This is a genomic window from Acidiphilium sp. JA12-A1 (genome assembly GCF_000724705.2).
GTDB classification, from domain to species: domain Bacteria; phylum Pseudomonadota; class Alphaproteobacteria; order Acetobacterales; family Acetobacteraceae; genus Acidiphilium; species Acidiphilium multivorum.
Map to the genome: position 1 here is coordinate 1 of NZ_JFHO01000011.1, position 19,081 is coordinate 19,081.

Consider the following 19,081-nt stretch of genomic DNA (forward strand, 5'->3'; position numbering starts at 1 on the left):
GCTTCGCCGCGAGACAGCCAAGCTGCTGGCGACGTGGATCGGCAACGACAAAGATGAGGGCAAGCCGCTGTTCCCGTCGATCCGGGGCGAACGGCTGAGCCGTGACGCTCTTGAGCATCTGGTCCGCAAGCACTGCCTCACGGCGTCGCGCGCGTGCCCGAGCATCGGCACGAAACAGGTCACGCCACATACGCTGCGCCACAGCACGGCGATGGACCTGCTCCACCACGGCGTTGATCCTGCGGTGATCGCGCTCTGGCTTGGTCACGAGAACGTCGAGACCACCCAAATCTACATCCATGCCGACATGCGGATGAAGGAAAAGGCGCTCGCTCGCGTCGCCGCTCCAGCCACGCCGTCGGGCCGGTTCCGGCCCGACGATCAACTCCTCGCGTTCCTGGAAGGGCTCTGATTATGCCGAACAGCCGCATGGCCAATGCCGGGCTATCCGGCCTCCAGCGGAGGCCATGCGGCATAATCCGGATCGCGGCATTATGCCCCAGCTCATGCAGCGCCGTGCTGTAAAACCGATCCGCCGCCTTGAATTGGTCGCGCTCCGGCATCGTGACCCGATCTTGCGCCACGGTGTAAAAGGCCCGGTCGCCGGGCCGGTAGATGATTGGCACCCCGGAATGGGTCATGATCTGTTCGGCCGCCGCGTGCCGTTCCCACTCCGCCAAAGCGGGCCGGGCCTCGATCTTCGGCATGCCGGCGATCTGCTCGGCATTGAACACCACGGCCGAAAACACGCGCGGGCGTTCCAGCTCGACGCTGCGATAAATCTGGTTGCCCTCGGCATCCTTCACCGGCCGGCCTTGCTCGTCCTTCACCGGCACCCGGTCAAACTTCTTGAAATACTGGATCAGCGTGCCCTTTTCGCCTTTCATTACCTGGGCATCGAGGCTCTGGGCCTGCTTGTAGGTGGTCCAGCGCGGATCGCTGTAACCCTTCATCTCGGCCACCGCCATCAGCCAAATTGCATTGCCGCCCTGGTAATCCTTGCCGGTGGTCGCGTTGTAGGGAATGAACCGGAGGCCGCTGGGCTCCCACGGCTTCACCCAGGGCGCGGTGCCATCCTCCAACTGTTTGACGATCGAGGCGGCAACCGTCTGGGCATAATCACCGGCCATCGGTCGCCTCGTTCGTGTTCTCCACGTCCGCATTGGACTCCCAGGCATCGGCTTCATCGAGTGCGGTTTCCTCGACCAGCCCCAGCTGATCGACATCGGCCGGATCGATCTCGACCACGAAGCCCGGCCGCATCAAATCGGCCAGATCGCGGGAAATGATTGGTTTCTTCGGGTCCATCGCTCTCCTCCTCCTTCTCAACGTGCTCTGTATTGTCCGGCGCGAGAGGCCGGCCCATCCTCGGCCCCCTGCCCTTCCCCGGCGCGTGCCTGGCGCTCGGTTTGCCGGATCGCGGCGCCGCTCTCGGCTGCGCGCTGCCAATAGGCTCGCGCCTGGTCGCTCGGGGCGGCCTCGGCCGCCCGGCTGGCGCTGCGCGCTTCTGGACGCGCTGGAAAGCCAGACCGGACAGTGACGGTGATTTCGTCGTCGCTGACAAGCTGCGCCTGTGAGATGTCGGCCTTGGGCAACGCAACAATGCCATCCCGCGTGACCAGGCTCACCGCATCCGCCCCCTGCCCGAACAGTCCGCCCGTCACGGTTTCCCCGATCGTCGCTGTCCTGACATCGTGCAAATGCGGGTTCTCACCCAACGACCGAAGATGGGTGAAGGCGTCCCGCAATGCGTGCCGTCGCCCCGGATCAACCGCATCGGCGACAAGATGACGCAAGGCTGGGCTCGCGGGGTTCCCCACGGACTCCCGTGATGCCTCAATCATGCGGGGCCTGGTGATCACGGCAAAATCGACCTCATGCCCGGCATGGCGCCCCAGAGCCGCAATGAACGCCTCCTGTGTGCGGCCATTCCCCTCTCTGAATGGATGCACATAATTCAGGTCCGCCAGCACACGGCCGGCGATCTCGGCAAATGCGGCTGGTGTGGTGCCTTTCAGGCTGTCCGGGTCGCGGAGCGGCCGCAGGGCTTCCCCAAGCCCCATATCGATCCGCGATCCGTGCAGGAACGCGGTGCCGCCCTTGTAGAAGCCGCCAATAGGCTCCACCGGCGCACCGTCCACGATCGGCCGCTCATTGCGCGTATGCCCGGCCCATTCATAGACCTGGGAAAACAGATATCGGTGGATCGCCTTCAGGTGCGCCGCATCGAAAGCACCGCGCGGGCCTTCACCGAGTACCAAGTCTGCCAGGCGGTTGTTGGTCAGGCGGTATTCGGCCCGCGCCAGGGCCGCGTGGCTTCGCAAGCCAAATCTGTTGCGTAGAACATCAATCTGATCTGGATCGTCTGACGTGTTCGGATAGGTGTAGCCGTGCGGCTCGCGATCTTCCGCCATGCCGGAAAGCCAAACCGGGCGCCTTAGCGCCCGGCCTCGATCGCAGCGATCATCAAGCGATCCAGATCGGCCATATCGATCTCGCCCCGGATGAACCGCTCGTTCGCAGCCTCAAGCACCGGATCATGAACATAGCCCTGCCGGATATTCGCCGCACGGGCCTGCTCGATCGCATGCCGGCGCCGCGTCATCTCGGCTTCCGAAATCCTGCTAACAAGCTGATCCATCGCGCCGCGACCTTTCTCAACCGAACTTAGGATTTAAGGAAAAACGCAGTAAAATTCAAGAGATTTCAACGATTCAGTCCAGCTTTGCGGATGTCTGTCTTGGAAAAGTCATCACCTTTGAACAGCAGCGCCGCCCGGTATGACTTTGCCGCGCCATAGGCAAAGCAGTCACCCATGTTCAAGGCGGCCGGATGCCGCCCCTTCCCGAAATCGGCATACGCCTGGATCGCCAGATCATACTCGCGCTCACCGAGAGAAATGACCTCGATCCCGAGAGCACTCATGAAGCTCTTCACCTTTTGCCGGGCGCCGTCCATCGACAGCCCGAAGCGGCGGCAGAGCCCGGCTGTGGCCTCCCACATCGCCACTGGCGAGACCAGACGGGTGCGTTCCTGCGCCAGAAGATCCGCCAGCATGTCGGCATCCTCCTCGCCGGCGATCATCGCGATCAGGGCCGAGGAATCGATGAAGATCATTCCCCCTCCCCTGACAGATCATCGAAAAATGCCTTGTCTGCCTTCAACCCTGTGGGCGGCGGCAGCGGATTGGCTTCGCGCCACTCACGCAGGCGCTCGCGCAAGGGCTTGGCTTCGCGGATCCGGTCAAGCTCGGCTTGCACCGCAAGCCGCACGGCATCCTGTTTGGTTAAACCCCGCTCTTTCGCCAGTTTGGCGACAAGCTCGGCGGTCGCGTCATCGCGGATGTAAAGGGGCATGGGGGCCTCAAGATATTCAAATATCTGCCTTTTAGATATCTCGATATTCAGCCCGGAGCAAGAATATCCACCAGAATCTCGCCTACTCGACCTATGCCTACGTCACGGAATGGATTGCGAGGCTCCTCCCATTGCCAGTGCTATCTTCACCGCCGAACGGCTTCCATGTGACCGAATGCCAGGAACTTGGCTTTTAGTTCCCACCCCCCACACCGAGTGACGCCGCGATATCGCTGATCGAGCGGAGCAGGACCAACGGATCGTCCCTGGATTGCTCAAAGCCGCGCCGCTGCCAGAATTCGGCGGCTTCCTTATCTACCGCGTTGACCATCAAGGCCCGACCGCCAATAAGCGAAGCTGTGTTTCGGCGTGCAATTTTGACCCCGTTGGTGGGGTGATCGGCGTCCAAAATTGACCCCCCTGATGGTTCGTCTGACCGTCCGTTGCGAGGCAGCGGGCGGAGGGGGAGTTGAAGCGGGTGGATACGATCGCGCGGGTTCGACGAGCCTTCCGCGTCCAGGGCTGGTCGGTGAAGAAGATCGTCCGGGAACTGCACGTGTCGCGCAACACGGTGCGGAAGATCCTGCGGTCGGACGAGACGGATTTCAGCTACGAGCGCGAGCGCCAGCCGATGCCGCGGATCGGGCCCTGGCAGGGCCAGCTGGAACAGCTTCTCAGCTCGAACGAGGGCAAGCCATCGCGGGAGCGGCTGACGCTGATCCGCATCTTCGAGGAGCTGCGCGCCCTCGGTTATGAGGGCGGCTATGACGCCGTCCGGCGCTACGCCCGGAGTTGGTCGAAGGACCGCGGAGCGTCGACGGCCGAGGCCTACGTGCCGCTCTACTACGCCCCCGGCGAAGCCTACCAGTTCGACTCACATGGGGCTATTCGGGTCAAGATCTATTGTCTATCGCTAATCCCTGTACGTTCGTTCGGTATCCACGGTCTGAGCCAAATTGCAGGACCCGACCCGCTTCCGGCGCCGGTTCAAACTCACATACGGTCGCCGCAATGAACGGCTGCACCAATATCCCGCGTGCGTTGCGGCGATGGCTCAGGAGAACGAGACCATTCTGGAGCTCGGCATTGAAAGCCAAATCGAACTTCGGTTCGTTCACCTGGATCCGCCAGGATTGACTCGTTCCTGGTAGATTACAAAATACGATTTATTGACTGGGACAGTCAGGCGGCCTTCATGATCGCCCCTTCGATAACGACGCCGAAGGCGACATATTTCCACAGCGCGATCAACAACTTTCGCGCCAGTGCGACGATGGTGGGCTTCTTCAAACGACCGCTATTGCGCATGACCCGCTCTTTGAACCACAAGGCGAGCGCCGATTGCGGCTGATGGCGCAGCCATAGCCATGCGAGTTGAATGAGAGTTGTTCGCAATCGCGAGTTGCCTGCTTTGGAAACGCCTTGTTCGCGATCGACTGATCCACTCTGCCAAGGCGTCGGTGCGAGGCCCGCGTAAGAAGCGATTTGGCGTCGATTGTCGAAGCGTCTGAAAAGTCCTTCGGACCAGAGAATGGCGGCGAACTCCGGCCCGATGCCTTTGATGCCCAGCAACATGGCCGCGGGCGCAGGCGTAGCGGCGTCTTGTTCAGCAAGCAACGCGTCCCGTTCGCCATCGACGGCCTTGACCTGCTCGAGCAGAAGTTCAAGCCGATCGAGCTCACGGCCGATCTGACGCTTGAGATGCACCGGCAAGGGGCGGCCATCGCCCGTGCTGAGTTCGTCGAGCCGCTGCCGGCGATCCCGGCGCAGCGGCTCGTACCCGGACACACCTTGGGCGAATAGCAATCCCTTGATCCGGTTGACGTGCAGGACACGTTCATTGGTCAAGACTTTCCGCTCTCGGCATAGACGGCGGCGATCCTCCTCGTCGGGAGTCGGCGCCCTGACCATTGCGCATACGCGAGGTTCGCCTCGTTTATAGGCTAACAGAGTACGAACCAGCGCCTCGCCATCGATCTTGTCGGTCTTTGCCCGGCGACGGCGGCGCGATGTTGCAACTGAGGCGGGATCAACGACGTGACTTTCAATTCCTTCGGCCTGCAACACGCGGTGAATCCAAAAGCCGTCCAGACCTGCTTCCTGCACGACGATGATCGGCGCCATTTTCCCGGTTCGCCCGAGAGCCCTCTTCCTGAGTTCCGCGAAGCGCGCCAGCAATGCGGCGACGTCCCCGGCACGTACGTCGTGCTTTGACATCTTCTCCCCGCCCCCAGGCGAAATCGACGTAATAAGCCAAACGGAACGGCTGAGTTCCAATGAGACAAAAATTGCGCCAAGGTCGGTTCGGATAGCGGTCGGCTCTTCATGTCGTTCAGTGATGGACTGCATGGTTCGTCTCCTGAGTGCGTGCTCGCAACCCCACTCTGCCAGAGCGTCGGTTGCTATCCACTCCCCATGGGATCTGGAGCCACGAGGTCGTGCTGATCGGCGGGGTGACGGTCACGGTGAAGGTGGCCCATGTCCGGCTCTGCCACAGCAGGATGATGTTCGCCCGGGCCTACATGCGCGAGAGCCAGGAGATGGTGTTCGACGCCCACGACCGCGCCTTCGCCTTCTTCCGGGGTGCCTGCACGCGGGGCATCTACGACAACATGAAGACGGCGGTGGAGGCGATCTTCACGGGCAAGGAGCGGCTCTACAACCGCCGCTTCCTGCAGATGTGCAGCCACTATCTCGTCCAGCCAGTGGCTTGCACGCCGGCGTCGGGCTGGGAGAAGGGACAGGTCGAGAACCAGGTCGGCCTGGTGCGGGAGCGGTTCTTCACCCCCCGGCTGCGGGTGAAGAGCCTCGACGAACTGAACGCCTGGCTGCTCGACAAATGCGTGGCCTATGCCAAGGCGCATCGCCATCCCGAGGAGAGCGAGCGAACAATCTGGGAGATGTTCGAGGCGGAACGACCCCACCTCGTGCCCTATGCCGGCCCCTTCGACGGGTTCCACAGTGTGCCGGCCTCGGTGTCGAAGACCTGCACGGTGCGCTTCGACAACAACAAATACTCGGTGGTCTCGACGGCGGTCGGGCGTCCGGTCGAGGTGCATGCCTATGCCGAACGGATCGTGATCCGTCAGAACGGCGCGGTCGTCGGCGAACATGCCAGGGCCTTCGGGCGCGGGCAGACCATCTATGACCCCTGGCACTATGTGCCTGTGCTTGCGCGCAAGCCGGGGGCGCTGCGCAACGGGGCGCCGTTCCGGGACTGGGTGCTGCCGCCGGCGATGGCCTCCATCCAGCGCAAGCTGAGGAGCGCCGATGATGGCGACCGGCAGATGGTGCAGATCCTCACCTGCGTTGCCGCCGACGGGTTGGCCGCCGTCGAGGCCGCCTGCCGCGAGGCTCTCGATCACGGCGTCCATTCCGCCCCGGTCGTCATCAACATCCTGGCGCGTCGCCGCGATCCGGCGCCCGCGCCGACCCTGCTCACCCCCACCGCGCTGCAGCTGACCCACGAGCCAGTGGCCGACTGCGCACGCTACGACAGCCTGAGGAGGACAAGCCGGAATGGACCGCACCCAAATCCTCGACCTGATGAGCACACTCAAGCTCTACGGGATGCGCAGCGCCTATGACGAGGTCATGGGCAACGGCATCAAGCGCCAGCACGAGCCGCCGCGCATCGTCGGCGACCTGCTGCAGTCCGAGATCGCCGAGAAGCAGGCCCGCTCTATCCGCTACCAGCTCACCGTCGCCAAGCTGCCGCTGGCCAAGGACATCGACGACTTCGACTTCGCCGACACCCCGATCAACGAGGGGCTCGTCCGGGAACTCGCGTCCGGCGGCTTCATTGCCGACCAGCGCAACGTCGTGCTGATCGGCGGCACCGGAACCGGCAAGTCGCACCTGGCCATCGGCATCGCCCGGGCGCTCATCCGGGCCGGCACCCGTGGCCGGTTCTTCAATGTCGTCGACCTGGTCAACCGGCTCGAGGCCGAGACCCGCAGCGGCAAGCCGGGCCGCCTCGCGGACTACCTCAACCGGCTCGACTTCGTCATCCTCGACGAGCTCGGCTATCTGCCCTTCGCGCAGGCCGGCGGGCAGCTCCTCTTCCACCTCATCAGCCGTCTCTACGAGCGCACCTCGATCATCGTCACCACCAACCTCGCCTTCGGCGAATGGCCCTCGGTCTTCGGCGACGCCAAGATGACCACAGCGCTCCTCGACCGGCTCACCCACCACTGCGAAATCATCGAGACCGGCAACGACTCCTGGCGCTTCAAAAACCGCGCCTGAGCCCCCCCGATCAGGGCCTGACCCGCCTCCACAACCTGACCAGTTCCGTCGGCTCAGGCCCTGATCTCGCCGACACCAGGGGGGTCAATTTTGGACGCCGATCGGGGGTCAGTTTTGCGCGCCGATTGACAAGCGAAGCCGCCTGAACGCAGCGCTGAAGGACGTGCTTCACAAGGCCAGTGCCGATGCCCAACCCCACCCACCTGGTATCGATCGCCAGTTGACCGAGTAACATGCATGGAACGGGATTGGGTGGCTGCCCTGTCCGGATCGACCGGGGCAGAACTGTCGGCACGATAGCGGTGGGAGCAAGGCCGTAATATCCAACAACACGACCAGCCTCATGCACAACGACGACGGCGGTAAAGCCCTTCTGCTGGTTGGAGAGCGCGCGCGATTTGAGCCATTGATCGAGCGGCGATTTCCCGCAGGAGAACTCCGATACATCGTGAGCAGCGGTAAGTGGTTCAGGCTCCGACAGCGGCAAATAGCTCACCGCTTGGCAACGTAACCGGGCTCCCACGGCGCGGGTCGCTTCAGGACTTCCACCATCTCCGGCACCGGAGCGGCGGGACGCGCCAACACATCCATGAATTCGGCGAAGCCTTCCGCGCTCATCCGGATCAAGCCCTGCTCCATCACAACCTCTTCTGCCGCACGCACAGCGGCGTCGCGTACGAAATCCGTGCGCGAACGCCCGCGTAAGCTCGCAGCGCGATCGATCATTGCAACATCGGTAGTGTCCGGGGTCGTGGTGGACTTTTGGGCCCTGTAACGGTGTAGTTTGAGGTGGCCATCGGATCAGTCGGCTATGGTGGAGTTGCGAGACTTCAACCTGAAGCCTGGAGAACCCGATGACCGAAGATAGATTACCACTGGCTGAGCTACTGGCCAAAGCCGGGGACGGCGATTTTCTGCGCAGCGTTGCGGAGGCGGTGGTTCAACTGCTGATGGAGACGGATGTGGATGGGCTGATCGGCGCCAGCCGCTACGAGCGCAGCGGCGAGCGCGCGACCTATCGCAACGGCTACCGGGAACGCGCATTGGACACGCGGCTTGGCAGCTTGCAGCTTCGGATCCCGAAGCTGCGGCAGGGGAGCTACTTCCCGCCGTTCCTGGAAGCTCGCCGGACCTCGGAGAAGGCGCTGGCCGCGGTCATCCAGGAAGCCTGGATTGGCGGCGTCTCGACCCGGCGGGTAGACGAGCTGGTGCAGGCCATGGGGCTGACGGGGATCAGCAAGAGCACGGTCTCGAAACTGTGCAAGGACATCGATGAGAGGGTGAACGCCTTCCTCGACCGGCCACTCGCCGGCGAGTGGCCGTATCTGTGGTTGGATGCGACCTATCTCAAGCAGCGCGAAGGTGGGCGGATCGTCTCAGTTGCGGCGATAATCGCAGTGGCGGTGAACACCGACGGTCGGCGCGAGATCGTCGGCCTGCACATCGGCCCGTCCGAGGCGGAGACCTTCTGGTCGACCTTTCTCAAGAGCTTGGTCCGCCGTGGGTTGCGTGAGGTGAAACTGGTGATCTCCGATGCTCATGAAGGGTTGAAGGCGGCGATCCGCCGGGTGATGGGGGCATCCTGGCAAAGATGCCGCGTTCACTGGATGCGCAACGCCTTGTCCTATGTGCCGAAGGGGCAGCAGAGCATGGTGTCTGCAGCGTTGCGTCAGGCGTTTATCCAGCCGGATCGCGTCAGTGCCAGCCAGACCCTGCGCCATGTGGCCGACCAGCTCCGGGGCAAATGGCCAAAACTTGGCGCGTTCATCGACGACAGTGAAACCGACGTGCTGGCGCACATGGACTTTCCCGCCCAGCACCGAACCAAAATTCACTCGACGAATCCGCTCGAACGCCTGAACAAGGAGGTCAAGCGCCGCGCCGATGTCGTCGGCATCTTTCCCAATGAAGGTTCGATCATCCGCCTGATCGGGGCCGTGCTGCTCGAGGCCAACGACGAATGGCAGACACAGAACCGCTATATGCAGATCGAGGGAATGGTCGAACTCATGGCACCCGCCATCGATGCCGATACACCACGAATTTCCACCGTCGCCGCGTGACCATTGGCCGCTTCAGCTACACCAGAATTTCCACCACATTGATGAGGTGGATGCCCCCTGCTCAGCGGCATCAGTGTACCATGAAGTGTCCTGGTGATGGGCCAGGACCACTCAGAGGAGGAGGCATCCATGGATGAAGTTACGATGATCGGTCTTGATCTGGCGAAGAATATTTTTCAGGTGCATGGCGTCGATGCGGCAGGGCAAGTGGTTCTGCGACGGAAGCTTCGGCGCGACAACGTCGAGGACTTCTTCCGACGCCTCCCACCGCTTACCATCGGCATGGAAGCGTGTGGCGGTGCTCACTACTGGGGCCGCCTGCTGGAAGCGCTGGGACACCGGGTTCGGCTCATGCCACCGGCCTACGTCAAGCCCTATGTCAAGCGCGGCAAGACCGATGCTGCCGACGCCGAGGCAATCTGCGAGGCCATGACGCGGCCAACGATGCGGTTCGTGCCAACCAAGACTGCCGGGCAGCAGGCCGCTGCCGCTGAGTTGAAGGCCCGCCAGTTGCTGGTCGCGCAACGCACCAGGACAATCAACGCCCTGCGCGGACATATGGCCGAATTTGGCATTGTCACCGCGAAAGGCACGTGGCGGATCAGCGACCTCACTGCTGTCGTGCAGGATGTGGACGATACACGGTTGCCTGATGTGGCCCGGGCGGCGCTGCTTATGCTGACGGAGCAGATCAAGAACCTGGACGATCAGATCGAAAGGCTCGAAACAGCCATGGTCCGCCGCTCGCGGGTAGACGAGACCGCCAGGCGGCTCGCCTCCATTCCCGGCATCGGGGCAATCACGGCAACCGCGCTCCAGGCCCTGGTGCCGGATCCTTGTGGATTTAAATCTGGCCGCCACTTTGCCGCCTGGCTTGGCCTTACGCCGCGATCCCATTCAAGCGGTGGGAAGGAGCGGCTGGGGCGCATCTCGCGAGCAGGGAATTCGACGCTACGGTCGTTTCTCGTGCTCGGCGCGACCGCCAGATTGCGCTACGCCCGGCAGAAGCCGGAGGCAGCAGACTGGGTGACGCGCCTGCTCGCACGACGCCCGTTCAAGGTCGCCGCTGTCGCACTCGCCAACAAGATGGCGCGGATCGCCTGGGCACTTCTGACAAAGGGCGGCACCTACAAGGTTCCAACGGCCGCATAGCGGTCCGACAGCAGCTGACCGACGGCCGCGGTCGGCAGGGGGAGAGGTGCAAAGCAGCGATGAGAGAGAGATCAGCAGATCGGTTGCGAGAGAGACCGTGTCCGTCAATGCGCCGTCGAGCGCGTCACATTGATCCGGCACTCGCACCGCGAAGCTCATCAGGGCCCGCGGCCAATCCGGCCGCATCAGAGGCCGGACACATGACCGCACCCGTCCTCTCCACCCACCGCAGCTCATCCACCTTGACCCGCAGGGGGCATCCACACATGACGGACGCTATCGCAACATCCGCCTCGGGCAACCGCATCGAGATCGGGTATTCCTTGCGTTCAGCTACTGTGGCCATGGCTAATCTCCTTGCCTGCCATATAGCGCACCGTATCGCAAAATCCAATACATAAAGCTCGACACCATCACCAACGATCTCATGAGGAGAGGCGCAGGATGACTATGCGAGCGCAAGGTTCTTAAAAACCTGGCTCATTAGGGCACCAGCCGCCTCGGCTTACTCGCTCCCCCTATCAATCATCCCGACATCACGCTTCATTCTTGAGCCTACGGATCTGGGTGGCACGGGCATAGCCTCTTTGTTAGACTTTGCCGGCTATGAACTCCTCTCAGCAAAATATCGAGGCAACCAGATCCAGTCAGATATACCGACACGCCTCGCTCCAACCTGACCATCTGCAATATTCAGCATCTGACGCGTGTCGTGCGACAGAAAGGGATTTCAAATCGATGCAGTTGGCTCTGTTTCCAGAGCAAATCAGACTCATCCGGGTCCGACCCGAACACAACGAAAAGCGCTACTACCAGATCGAGATCGTTACAGACCTGTTCGGTGCCGTCGGCCTCGCACGAACGTGGGGGCGGATCGGACGTTCCGCACACTCCCGGTTTGATCCCCTCCCCGATCTCGGCACCGCCATCGATGCCCTTCGCAGCCTGGCTCGCGCCAAACGTCGCCGCGGCTATCAGGACTATCCATCCACAGGGTGGATCTGACAAAGATACAATTCTGCTACAGCCAAGCTCAGGCGCATTCGAAGAGCCAAGTTCCGATCGATCAGGCCTCTGTAGCCGAGCGCGATGCAAACCACCCGGCGGCCTCGTGTCGTCGCGACTTATATCGTGATCTCCGCCAGCGTGCCTTCCATCTGAATGCTACGTTCGATCAGTAGCGGCATCGCCGGGCGTCCCAAACATCGGCGGGGTCCGAGGCCCTGGAGGTGACGAGGGCTGCGGACTTGACGCCACGCCACCGCCGAAGTGCCATACGTTAATGGCGAGCCGCCCCGCAGACACAGCCCCTGCTCAGACACCCGATCGCGAGGTCCTTGCGGGCCTGGTTGAGCGGGTGACGTTCCACAATGCCGAGAACGGCTTTTGCGTGTTGCGGGTGAAAGCCCGGGGGCACCGTGATCTCGTTACAGTCATCGGGCATGCCGCGACGATCAGCGCTGGTGAGTGGCTGACCGCGAGCGGTGAATGGGTGAACGACCGGGTGCATGGCCAGCAATTCCGGGCGCGGTTCCTGCGGACATCGGCGCCGACCACGGCCGAGGGGATCGAGCGCTATCTGGCCTCTGGCATGATCCGCGGCATCGGCCCGGTGTATGCGAAGAAACTGATCCGGGCCTTCGGCGAGACGGTGTTCGACGTGATCGAGGCAAAGCCCGAGCGCCTGCGCGAGGTGCCGGGTATCGGCGCGGTGCGGGCCGGGCGGATCGTCGGTGCCTGGGCCGAGCAGAAGGTGGTGCGGGAGATCATGGTGTTCCTGCACAGCCATGGGGTGAGCACGGCCCGCGCCGTGCGGATCTTCAAGACCTACGGCGCCGACGCGGTGCAGGTGATGAGCGAGAACCCGTATCGTCTGGCGCGGGACATCAGGGGGATCGGTTTCCGGACAGCGGATGCGATCGCGGAGAAGCTCGGCATCGCCAGGGATGCGATGATCCGGGTGCGTGCCGGCATCGGACATGCTCTGGCGACGGCAATGGATGATGGCCATTGTGGCCTGCCGGCTGGCGAACTGGTCTCGCTCGCCGAAGCGCTGCTCGAGGTGCCGGCGCCGCTGATCGGGACGGCAGTCGACCTCGAACTGGCAGAGGGCACGGTGATCGCCGATCAGGTGGCGGGGACTGACTGTGTGTTCCTGGCCGGCTTGTATCGGGCGGAGCAGGGTATCGCCGAGCGGCTGCGGATTGTTGCCTCCGGTGCAACGCCCTGGCCATCGATCGATGCCGACAAGGCGATCGGCTGGGTGGAAAGCCATCTCGGCATGAATCTGGCGACGAGCCAGAGTGAGGCGGTGCGGCTGGCGCTGACCGCGAAGCTGTTGGTGATCACCGGTGGACCGGGTGTCGGCAAGACAACGATCGTCCGGGCGATCCTGCGGATCCTCGCTGCGAAATCCGTCCGCATTCTGCTCGCCGCGCCGACCGGCCGGGCAGCCAAGCGCCTTGCCGAGACGACGGGGGTCGAGGCGAAGACGATCCACCGCCTGCTCGAGGTAGATCCTGCGAGTGGCGGTTTCCGCCGCGGCGTCGACCATCCGCTGGAATGCGACCTGCTGGTGATCGACGAGACCTCGATGGTGGACGTGCCGTTGATGCATGCGCTGACCAGGGCGATCCCCGACGAGGCGGCGCTGCTGGTGGTGGGAGATGTCGACCAGCTTCCCTCGGTGGGACCGGGGCAGGTGCTCGCGGACCTGATCGGGTCTGGCGCGGTCCCGGTGGTGCGGCTGACGGAGATCTTCCGCCAGGCCGCGGCGAGCCGGATTATCACCGTGGCGCATAGCGTCAATCGAGGAGAGATCCCCGATCTCGGCCGGGCCGATCCCGAGAGCGATTTCCATTTCGTGGCGGCCGACGAGCCGGAGACGGCGGTCGAGCGCATAGTGGAGCTGGTGAAGACGCGGATTCCGCACCGGTTTGGACTGGATCCGATCCGCGACATCCAGGTGCTCTGTCCGATGGCCCGGGGCGGGGTCGGCGCGCGGTCACTCAACATCACCCTGCAGGCGGCGCTGAACGGCGAGGCGGAGCCGCGGGTCGAGAGGTTCGGCTGGACCTATGCTCCCGGCGACAAGGTCATGCAGATCGAGAACGACTACGACCGGGAGGTCTACAACGGCGATATCGGCTTCATCACCCGGGTCGATGCGGAGGCTGGTGAGGTGGGCGTCGGCTTCGATGGACGGGAGGTGGTCTACGGATTCGGCGAGCTGGACGCGCTGGTGCCGGCCTATGCGGCGACGATCCACAAGTCGCAGGGCTCGGAATACCCTGCCGTCGTCATTCCGGTGCTGACCCAGCACTACGTGATGCTGCAGCGGAACCTGCTCTACACCGGCATCACGCGCGGCCGGCGACTTGTCGTTCTGGTCGGCAGCCGGCGGGCGGTCGCCATTGCCGTGCGGAATGTCTCGGGGCGGCGCCGGTGGTCGAAGCTGAAGGAATGGCTGGGGCAGTAGACAGGATCTTCTCCCGAAGGTACGAGGCCGCCCGAAATGTCTCGCATGGTCGTGATCGATCAGAACCTTGTAGCTACACGCGATGCCGATCACACGTACGATCGTGGATCTGGTGATGGAGGCAAGTGGTCGCGGCCGCATTTCGGGCGACGCTCGCCGCCCCCGCGCATGCCCCAGATGGTCCGAGCAAGATGCAGTTCGCCGATTTTGGCCTTCGAGATCATGCCGTGGAAGTAACCTCCCGGAGTGCTGCGGAAATGGTCCAGTGGCTTTGCCGAGACGACGGCTACGGCGATGGCGGCTTGCTCCCGGCCCATGACCAGACAGGCGTCGCCCCAGATGAATTTGGAGATCCCCATTTCATCGCGAAGCCAGTCTGCAGCGTCCACAATTTCGGGCCAGGTCGGCGTCTGATTGTTAAGGTATGTTTTCAGCCGTGGTGCGAGCTTAATCAGCTCCATTGGTGTGATTTTGAGGAGGGAACCGGTATCCATTCGAACTTTGCCAGGTCGCTGTTGTTCGTTCGTTGTTCCGCTCGAGTTTAGATGATTTCCGGCCCCCTCAGACGGCCGGTCTTTACCAGGTAAAACCGGCGAACGACTACTTTTTCTCGCTGCAAATACTGTATCTTCCAGATTCTGAAGTTGGTTTGTAGTTGTAATGTGGGGCCAATTTTCTAACCCCTTGGGGCCAAAATTCACAGGTTCGATTGATCCTTGCGCCGCCTTTGTTCTCCTCGCGTCAAGAACGACTTCCAGATAACGACGCATGTCACTCAGGACCCGCTCAAGCCCTGCAACCGCCATTTCCATTTCGATCGATCGATTCCTGCCGGCAATACCACGTGACGCCGCAGCCGACGCGACGCGATGCGTTTCCCACACCTCTCCCGAGATCCCTTGTTCGACGGCAGTGTCCAGGAGCTGTCGGATACCGTTTCTGGCAATCGTCGCTCGGCGCTTCAGGGCCTGCAAACGGGCGCGCTCCTCCCTCCCCTCCTCGGCCACAGCCCGGAACTCGGTGAAGCGGCTGGCAAGCGGCGATAGATCGAAGCCGTAAGCCTCGATGATGCGTCCCTTGGAGTCCCGCCGACCATATCGCTTGCCGTTGGGGCTGTCCTTCATCACGACCAGACCGAGCTCAACCAAATGGCGATTGAGGTTCTTAACCTGGCTTGGACCGAGACCCAGCTCTTGTTGCTGCATGATTGCGGAAGGCCACACGATCGGCCGGGAGGACGGCTGCCAATCGACGGCATCGGTGAACCGAAAGAGCCAGTCGATGGCGTGTACGACGCTTGGGCGCAGCCCAAGGTGCGGCGCAGCTGCTTTGAATGCAGCCAATACCTGCCCGGGGAGCATTTCTGAGGTGAACCTATGGGTCTCGGCGACCTCTATCGTTTCCAACATCTTGGGGGTGAGTTTTCGGAGGCCTGGCGCATGGCCCAAGCCAAACCTCTCCCCCCGTTGAGCGGTGTCCATCGTGATCCTTCTCCTAGTTGGGATCGCGGCAGACGCACGTCACCTCTCCAAACAAAAACGGCAATTTTTGCTTGGCAAACGGGGACGATCGAACTATCTTATGTATGCAAGACGATAGCTACGCGCTCGCCGCGAAGTTGAATGGGAAACCCGCCCGGCAAGGCGGGTTTTCTATTGACTGACTAGGTCATGTTTTTGCTCCAAAGCTGGTGCATACGTGCCTCACCCGTGACATGAGGTCTTCCACCATGTCTTTTGGCAGGCTCGTTTCATCGAAGCGGATGCGGATTACACCTGGCTTCTTGTCTACCGTGAAGCTAGGCCGCCCTCCTCCCTGATCATCCGCTTGCGCGGTTGATTTGCACCGCGATAGAGCTTTCAGCACAAGATCGAATCTCTGATCGCTGTCCGCTGCACCACCAGATTTGCAAACTTGGAGGAGGCGTTCCATTTCCGTCGGCCATCTGATTTCCTTGACAGTCTTGGCTAGGATCATCCATTTCCGACGTCCGGTCTTTTGTGCCGGCCCGATCGCCTCGACCAACTCGGCAGGCAGAGCGGTAGCGATGCTGATCATTCTCGACACTTCGGTCTTGTCGATGCTAAGCGCGAGGCAGATCACGTCGCGCTGGAACTGCCGAGCCTCGAGCCGCGCAGCGAATAATGCTCGCTCGATGTAGGATAGATCGAGACGGTCTTGGTTCTCCTGGCCTTGAGCAACAACTAGTTCTTCGTCGGTGAGATGCTTCACCATCGCCCTGACCGGGCGCCCGAGCCTTTTAAGAGCGCGGTAGCGGCGGTGCCCAAACGCAATTTGATAGCGCCCTCGGCTCTCCGGATGCGGTCTGAGAAGAATCGGAGTGCGCTGGCCTTGGTCTCGAATGGTCGCGACGAACGCGTCCATTTCATCGTCTTCACCAATGCGATCGGTGATGAATGAAGGGTCGATGAGATCGGTATCAATCTCTACGATCACATCTCCGGTTTCGAGCTTTTCCTTGGCATCTCGTAGATCGGCCACCATCGTCTCGACCGATTCACTCATTGCGCCGACCAAACCAACCCCCCGCGGCATCGGCTTCCGTATGGCTTGCGGAGCACTGGGCAAGGTCTCGGGTGGAGAAATCAAGTGTTCAAGAAGGTGTTTGCGCCCCATTCTCAGTTGCTCCATGCCTTTTCGACCAGAGCCTCTATTTCCGCGTTCACCTGATTCATTGATTCGAGTGCGCGATCGTATGTTGACCGGGTGAATTGCTCGCGTGGAACCTCGTATAGCGTTTGCTTTGTAATCGAGGCGTCAGAGATGGCCGTGCTTTTAACCATTGCATTCGTCAGCACACGCTCGCCGAAGAGCGATCGCATAAAGGCCACCATCTGCGTCTGCGGCCCGTCGGTCGGCTCGTATCGTGTCACAAGATAGCGCATCCAATCGTATTGCATGTCGCCACCTGCCTTAGCGACGACACCAAGTAGTTCGGATGTCATCAAGAGGAACTGGCACATCGACATGATGTCCAGCATCTCCGGATGAACTGTCACCAGTAGCGCCGTTGAGGCACACAGCGCCGAGAGCGTCAGAAATCCGAGTTGCGGCGGACAATCGAGAATAACGACGTCGTATCGGTCCGCAACCTCTGCAAGGGCTTGCGAGACACGTGAGAAGAACATCGTCGCCCCTGCTCTCTTTTCAGCCATTGCGATGGGGCTTTCGTGTTCGAACTCCATAAGCTCAATGTTGCCCGGTATGAGATCGAGGCCCGGGAAGTATGTCTCTCTAACAACCTCGGCTGTCCGCCGGCGCCCTTCGCCATATTTGATCGCGCCATACAATGTCTCGTCTGGCCCCAAATCAAATTCGGGTTGAAGACCGTGTAGTGCGGTCAAACTTGCCTGCGGGTCGAGATCCACGGCCAAGACGCGATAGCCCCTTAGGGCAAGGTACTGAGCCAGATTTGCCGATGTGGTCGTTTTCGCAGATCCACCTTTGAAGTTTGCGACGCAGATGATCTGGAGGTGCTGATCGGGTCTTCGGTGAGGAAGATAGCGTCGGTCACCCTTCCCGGATTCGTCGAGGAATTCCCGGAGTGCTCGAATGTCCGCAAAGGAGTACGAGCGCCGTCCATGTGCAGTCGTCTGGGGTGTCGGCCCCTTGTGCTCGATCGAGAGTTGCCGGAGGTAACTATCCGCGACACCTACGATCTTGGCGGTTTCGGTGGAGGTGAATCGGCGGAGCGTCTTTTGTGCTTTCGGTGGAAAGAGTTTTAGCCTGTGCTCCTGTAGTTTTTCGGATAGTCCTGTGGCATCGCCGGCGATCAGGTCATGCAACATCGTGCGACCGACCGTTGTATCGGTTGAACTCGTGTCCACGGCTCTCTGCTTTGGTGACGGCATATCGCGACTTTCACGGGCATTTCCGTCTCTATGGCCCGATTCGTGTTTACAATGCAAGAGAAAACAACCGACCGATTCGCAACATTCGTGGCAGAAGGTCAGGCATTTTCTGCTACATAGCGCGCGTTCTTTTTTCAGTGCATCAACGCGGTGCCAATAGCACTTGCGACTTCCCGTCCCCTTGCAAGCTCAGCTTAGCAACGGCGCCGTTGCGACTCGGATCTCCGTCGAACGCTGCTAGACCAGATGTTCGCCTGAGATTGGGGTGACCCGTCTCGCAGTATGCAGGTTTCCGAGGGTTGCGCCGGGAGGTCCGGTGCCGAGCCTCAATGCATAGGAGACGGGTCATGGGAAAGCATATCACTTTTATCGGGCTGGACGTGCACAAGGAGACGATCACGGTCGCGCTGGCGGAATCTGGCGGCCGCGATGACGTGCGCGAGTATGGCCGGATCGCGAACACCCCGGAGGCGCTGACGAGGGTGGTGACGAAGTTGCAGCGCGTGGGCGGGGAACTGCGATTTTGCTATGAAGCGGGTCCATGTGGCTACGGGATCCAGCGACAGCTGACGGCGGCCGGGCATGACTGCGTGGTGGTGGCGCCGTCGCTGATCCCTCGCAAGCCGGGGGAACGGATCAAGACGGATCGTCGGGATGCGGTGAACCTGGCCAGGCTGCATCGGGCGGGGGAATTGACGGCGGTCTGGGTGCCGGATCCGGCGCATGAAGCGATCCGTGACCTGGTCCGGACTCGATTGATGGCGGTGCGAGCACTACGGCAGGCGCGCCAGCAGCTGTCCGGCTTCCTGCTGCGTCATGGGCGACACTACAGTCGTCAAGCCTGGACGTTGATGCACCGGCGCTGGCTGTCGGGACTGCGCTTTGAGCAGCCCCTCCATCACATCGTCCTCG

Annotated in this window: 18 protein-coding genes and 4 pseudogenes; 9 read left to right on the forward strand and 13 right to left on the reverse strand. The window is 61.8% G+C overall.

Features of this window, described 5'->3' with window-relative positions:
• Nucleotides 1–37: 37 nt before the first annotated feature.
• A pseudogene (locus tag RT91_RS22445) lies at nt 38–250 on the forward strand (tyrosine-type recombinase/integrase); the annotation flags it as partial.
• Here the strand turns inward: RT91_RS22445 and RT91_RS20170 are convergent.
• The 7 genes and pseudogenes from RT91_RS20170 to RT91_RS22915 form a co-directional block, all read right to left on the reverse strand.
• The gene (locus RT91_RS20170) at nt 180–1,187 is read right to left on the reverse strand and encodes an ArdC family protein (protein WP_240314160.1); all 1,008 of its coding nucleotides are present in this window, start codon (nt 1,185–1,187) and stop codon (nt 180–182) included. The pseudogene RT91_RS22445 and the gene RT91_RS20170 overlap by 71 nt on opposite strands.
• Nucleotides 1,120–1,308, reverse strand: a complete 189-nt coding sequence (locus RT91_RS02385; RefSeq protein WP_035185565.1) for a hypothetical protein — start codon at nt 1,306–1,308, stop codon at nt 1,120–1,122. The genes RT91_RS20170 and RT91_RS02385 overlap by 68 nt, the downstream gene beginning before the upstream one ends.
• A 17-nt stretch (nt 1,309–1,325) precedes the next feature.
• Nucleotides 1,326–2,414 (reverse strand): Fic family protein, encoded by a 1,089-nt coding sequence (locus RT91_RS22450; RefSeq protein WP_082468519.1) that lies wholly within the window; start codon nt 2,412–2,414, stop codon nt 1,326–1,328.
• Nucleotides 2,415–2,437: 23 nt separating this feature from the next.
• The gene (locus RT91_RS02395; RefSeq protein ID WP_240314161.1) at nt 2,438–2,605 is read right to left on the reverse strand and encodes a hypothetical protein; all 168 of its coding nucleotides are present in this window, start codon (nt 2,603–2,605) and stop codon (nt 2,438–2,440) included.
• A gap of 101 nt (nt 2,606–2,706) precedes the next feature.
• Complete coding sequence (locus RT91_RS02400) at nt 2,707–3,117, reverse strand: type II toxin-antitoxin system VapC family toxin (RefSeq protein WP_035185568.1); 411 nt, start codon at nt 3,115–3,117, stop codon at nt 2,707–2,709.
• Nucleotides 3,114–3,356, reverse strand: a complete 243-nt coding sequence (locus RT91_RS02405; RefSeq protein ID WP_035185570.1) for a type II toxin-antitoxin system VapB family antitoxin — start codon at nt 3,354–3,356, stop codon at nt 3,114–3,116. The genes RT91_RS02400 and RT91_RS02405 overlap by 4 nt, the downstream gene beginning before the upstream one ends.
• A 193-nt stretch (nt 3,357–3,549) precedes the next feature.
• A pseudogene (locus tag RT91_RS22915) lies at nt 3,550–3,714 on the reverse strand (N-acetyltransferase); the annotation flags it as partial.
• A gap of 111 nt (nt 3,715–3,825) precedes the next feature.
• On the opposite strand from RT91_RS22915, the pseudogene RT91_RS21275 reads away from it, so the two are divergent.
• Nucleotides 3,826–4,251, forward strand: a pseudogene (locus RT91_RS21275) (helix-turn-helix domain-containing protein); the annotation flags it as partial.
• A 287-nt stretch (nt 4,252–4,538) separates the two neighbouring features.
• Here RT91_RS21275 and RT91_RS02415 read toward each other — a convergent pair.
• Nucleotides 4,539–5,705 carry an IS110 family transposase gene (locus RT91_RS02415; RefSeq protein WP_035185572.1) on the reverse strand — a complete coding sequence of 389 codons (1,167 nt, stop codon included), beginning with the start codon at nt 5,703–5,705 and terminating at the stop codon, nt 4,539–4,541.
• A 74-nt stretch (nt 5,706–5,779) separates the two neighbouring features.
• Here RT91_RS02415 and istA point away from each other — a divergent pair.
• Nucleotides 5,780–6,943 (forward strand): annotated as a pseudogene (gene istA / locus RT91_RS02420) (IS21 family transposase); the annotation flags it as partial.
• A complete protein-coding gene (istB, locus tag RT91_RS02425) occupies nt 6,876–7,604 on the forward strand; it encodes an IS21-like element helper ATPase IstB (protein WP_035185573.1) in 729 nt (242 codons plus the stop codon). The pseudogene istA and the gene istB, both read left to right, overlap by 68 nt.
• 10 nt (nt 7,605–7,614) lie before the next feature.
• On the opposite strand, the gene RT91_RS22455 is transcribed toward istB, so the two are convergent.
• Both RT91_RS22455 and RT91_RS02430 read right to left on the reverse strand, forming a co-directional pair.
• Entirely contained in the window at nt 7,615–8,091 is a 477-nt protein-coding gene (locus RT91_RS22455) for a GNAT family N-acetyltransferase (protein ID WP_082468522.1), read from the reverse strand.
• Nucleotides 8,092–8,096: 5 nt separating this feature from the next.
• Nucleotides 8,097–8,330: a DUF1778 domain-containing protein gene (locus tag RT91_RS02430; RefSeq protein ID WP_035185575.1), complete on the reverse strand. Its 234-nt coding sequence runs from the start codon at nt 8,328–8,330 to the stop codon at nt 8,097–8,099.
• Between the two features lie 128 nt (nt 8,331–8,458).
• Here RT91_RS02430 and RT91_RS02435 point away from each other — a divergent pair, with 128 nt between their 5' ends.
• The 4 genes from RT91_RS02435 to RT91_RS02455 all read left to right on the forward strand — a co-directional run bounded on the left by RT91_RS02435 (nt 8,459) and on the right by RT91_RS02455 (nt 14,297).
• The gene (locus tag RT91_RS02435) at nt 8,459–9,667 is read left to right on the forward strand and encodes an IS256 family transposase (RefSeq protein WP_011930484.1); all 1,209 of its coding nucleotides are present in this window, start codon (nt 8,459–8,461) and stop codon (nt 9,665–9,667) included.
• A 129-nt stretch (nt 9,668–9,796) separates the two neighbouring features.
• Nucleotides 9,797–10,819, forward strand: a complete 1,023-nt coding sequence (locus RT91_RS02440) for an IS110 family transposase (RefSeq protein WP_035185595.1) — start codon at nt 9,797–9,799, stop codon at nt 10,817–10,819.
• 738 nt (nt 10,820–11,557) lie between these two features.
• The gene (locus tag RT91_RS02450) at nt 11,558–11,824 is read left to right on the forward strand and encodes a WGR domain-containing protein (protein ID WP_035185582.1); all 267 of its coding nucleotides are present in this window, start codon (nt 11,558–11,560) and stop codon (nt 11,822–11,824) included.
• Nucleotides 11,825–12,101: 277 nt separating this feature from the next.
• Nucleotides 12,102–14,297 (forward strand): ATP-dependent RecD-like DNA helicase, encoded by a 2,196-nt coding sequence (locus RT91_RS02455; RefSeq protein ID WP_035185584.1) that lies wholly within the window; start codon nt 12,102–12,104, stop codon nt 14,295–14,297.
• An 89-nt stretch (nt 14,298–14,386) separates the two neighbouring features.
• Here RT91_RS02455 and repC read toward each other — a convergent pair whose 3' ends face one another.
• From repC to repA, 3 genes are all read right to left on the reverse strand, one after another.
• Nucleotides 14,387–15,778 carry a plasmid replication protein RepC gene (gene repC, locus RT91_RS02460; RefSeq protein ID WP_035185586.1) on the reverse strand — a complete coding sequence of 464 codons (1,392 nt, stop codon included), beginning with the start codon at nt 15,776–15,778 and terminating at the stop codon, nt 14,387–14,389.
• Nucleotides 15,779–15,965: 187 nt separating this feature from the next.
• Complete coding sequence (repB, locus tag RT91_RS02465; protein ID WP_082468521.1) at nt 15,966–16,934, reverse strand: plasmid partitioning protein RepB; 969 nt, start codon at nt 16,932–16,934, stop codon at nt 15,966–15,968.
• 2 nt (nt 16,935–16,936) lie between these two features.
• Entirely contained in the window at nt 16,937–18,169 is a 1,233-nt protein-coding gene (gene repA, locus RT91_RS02470) for a plasmid partitioning protein RepA (protein WP_011930434.1), read from the reverse strand.
• A 347-nt stretch (nt 18,170–18,516) separates the two neighbouring features.
• Between repA and RT91_RS02475 the strand changes: the two genes are divergently transcribed.
• The coding region (locus RT91_RS02475) for a transposase (protein ID WP_035185588.1) at nt 18,517–19,081 on the forward strand (565 nt) is incomplete at its 3' end.